This is a genomic window from Luteimonas sp. A649, assembly GCF_054072735.1.
Map to the genome: position 1 here is coordinate 1 of NZ_JBSVRQ010000015.1, position 1,567 is coordinate 1,567.

The following is a 1,567-nucleotide window of genomic DNA, read 5'->3' on the forward strand; positions in this document are numbered from 1 at the left end:
ACATGGCAGGTAAAGCTTGCCATGTGTTTCGCTCCACTACGCGTCTCGGCTTAACTCTGGCGTTAGGCCGCTATGAAGTATGTCGCACGACCTAGAGAGTTCAAACGCCCAGGCATGCACACCATCGGGCACATTCCTGGTGGCGAGTTGATCAAAAGCGGCGCAATGCTATTGCCAGACCGCGTCGAGATCGAGCCTGAGCCTGGAGGCGATCACTACTTCTTCTACCGGTACACCAAAGGTGGGGAGGTTTGCGGTGACACTTGGCACGAAGACCTGGAGGCAGCGTTTGCGCAAGCGGAGTATGAGTATGGCCTCACCGCCTCAGACTTCCTTGCAGTCCATGACAGCAGTGCAGGTAGCGCCCGTGGTGGCGCGGCCTAACAATTCATTCAAGCCGACGCCGCTTCGCGGCGCGGCTTAATTCAGGCGTTAGGCCTCACTCCAACTGATGCGCTGGCTTGAGACAAGAGTTCCGCCACTGGTCGTGCTGGTGCTGATGTGCGCCCTGGCCTTCGGCATCGCCGAGCTTCTTCCCAGCGCCTCGTTCTCCTTTCCCGTCCCTGGCACACTTTTCCTCCTGTGCGTAGGTCTCGCGCTCAACATCATCCCTAAGGTGGCTTTCCGGCGCGCGGGTACCACGGTCAATCCACTCCGCCCCGCCAAAGCGAGCCAGTTGGTTACATCCGGCGTCTACCGGTTTACCCGCAACCCCATGTACCTGGGGCATGCCCTGATGTTGCTGGGCTGGGCGCTCTACTTGGGCAATCTTGTGGCCCTTGGCGCAGTGCCAGTCTTGGTTTTGTACCTTTCCCGCTTCCAGATCCGCCCCGAGGAGACGCAGCTGCTGGCTCGTTTCCCCGACGCATATGCGGCATTCTGTCGCCAGGTCCCACGGTGGCTGTGAGGCCTAACAATTCATTCAAGCCGACACTGCTTCGCGGCGCGGCTTAATTCTGGCGTTAGGCCCCCAATGGCTACACATTCGCAACATACGGTCAAGCAATGCGTAGGAGCAGTTGTACTCGTCTTGTTGCTCGGTGGTTGCCAATTTCGCCCAAGCCTGTTGTCCGCCAGCGCGCACCGCCTTGGTGCCAACACCTCTGTCCAAGTGGCGCTTCGTCCTGCTGACGCAAAAATAATCAACAGTCGAGAGCTCTATTTCTCGATCGTTATTTCTGACTGTGGCAAAGATCGAGATGGATTCCCAATGGAGCCACTGATCAATGGCCAAAGAATGTCTGAGTTCAACCTGCCAATGAGCGGCGATCGCACCGTCATTACTGGTCAAGTTCCTACTTGGATATTCAACAAATACAGGAATCCATGCGCTCACTTAGAGGGGGGTGGCTATTTTACTGGCACAATAAAATCCACACCTGTTGCCATCCGAGTGGGGGCCTAACAGTTCGTTCAAGCCGAAACTGCTTCGCTCCGGCAACGGCGTGGCAGAAAGAGCTTGCCACGCCGTTACCTGCGCTACGCAGTTCGGCTTAACTCAGGCGTTAGGCCTCAAACACATATGAGCGCGTACTTGTGGGTAGGACTCGGCGGCTTCATCGGTTCG

At 57.0% G+C, this 1,567-nt stretch carries 3 protein-coding genes; 2 read left to right on the forward strand and 1 reads right to left on the reverse strand.

What is annotated here, in order from left to right:
- Positions 1–114: 114 nt before the first annotated feature.
- On the forward strand, positions 115–384 hold the full coding sequence (locus ACW5E8_RS14760; RefSeq protein WP_456966298.1) for a hypothetical protein: 270 nt from the start codon (positions 115–117) through the stop codon (positions 382–384).
- A 67-nt stretch (positions 385–451) separates the two neighbouring features.
- The gene (locus ACW5E8_RS14765; RefSeq protein ID WP_456966299.1) at positions 452–907 is read left to right on the forward strand and encodes a methyltransferase family protein; all 456 of its coding nucleotides are present in this window, start codon (positions 452–454) and stop codon (positions 905–907) included.
- Between the two features lie 15 nt (positions 908–922).
- Here ACW5E8_RS14765 and ACW5E8_RS14770 read toward each other — a convergent pair whose 3' ends face one another.
- The gene (locus ACW5E8_RS14770) at positions 923–1,291 is read right to left on the reverse strand and encodes a hypothetical protein (protein WP_456966300.1); all 369 of its coding nucleotides are present in this window, start codon (positions 1,289–1,291) and stop codon (positions 923–925) included.
- Positions 1,292–1,567 lie beyond the last annotated feature (276 nt).

What these genes read in the sequence shown, in the direction of transcription:
- ACW5E8_RS14760 (WP_456966298.1), top strand. Translation starts at nt 115, where the DNA reads ATGCACACCATCGGGCACATTCCTGGTGGCGAGTTGATCAAAAGCGGC.
- ACW5E8_RS14765 (WP_456966299.1), top strand. Translation starts at nt 452, where the DNA reads ATGCGCTGGCTTGAGACAAGAGTTCCGCCACTGGTCGTGCTGGTGCTG.